This is a genomic window from Gilvimarinus sp. 1_MG-2023 (assembly GCF_030548285.1).
On the sequence record NZ_JAUOSC010001229.1, the window covers coordinates 1 to 259 of the forward strand.

The 259-nt window shown below is 48.6% G+C and carries 1 pseudogene; it reads left to right on the forward strand.

Annotated features, from left to right (window positions below):
- Positions 1-259, forward strand: a pseudogene (locus Q4563_RS20785) (PQQ-dependent dehydrogenase, methanol/ethanol family); the annotation flags it as partial.

A 259-nucleotide genomic window follows, 5' to 3' on the forward strand; every position in this document is an offset into this window, starting at 1 on the left:
GTGAAATCAAGTGGCACTTCCAGACCACGCCACACGATGGCTGGGATTACGATGGTGTGAACGAGCTGATTTCTTTTGACTATAAGGTTGGCAAGAAAACCGTCAAGGCAGCTGCAACAGCAGACCGTAACGGTTTTTTCTATGTCTTGAATCGTGAAAACGGCGACTTCATCAAAGGCTTCCCGTTTGTCGACAAGATTTCCTGGGCCAAGGGGCTGGATAAAAACGGTCGTCCGATCTTTAACGATGCTTTCCGTCC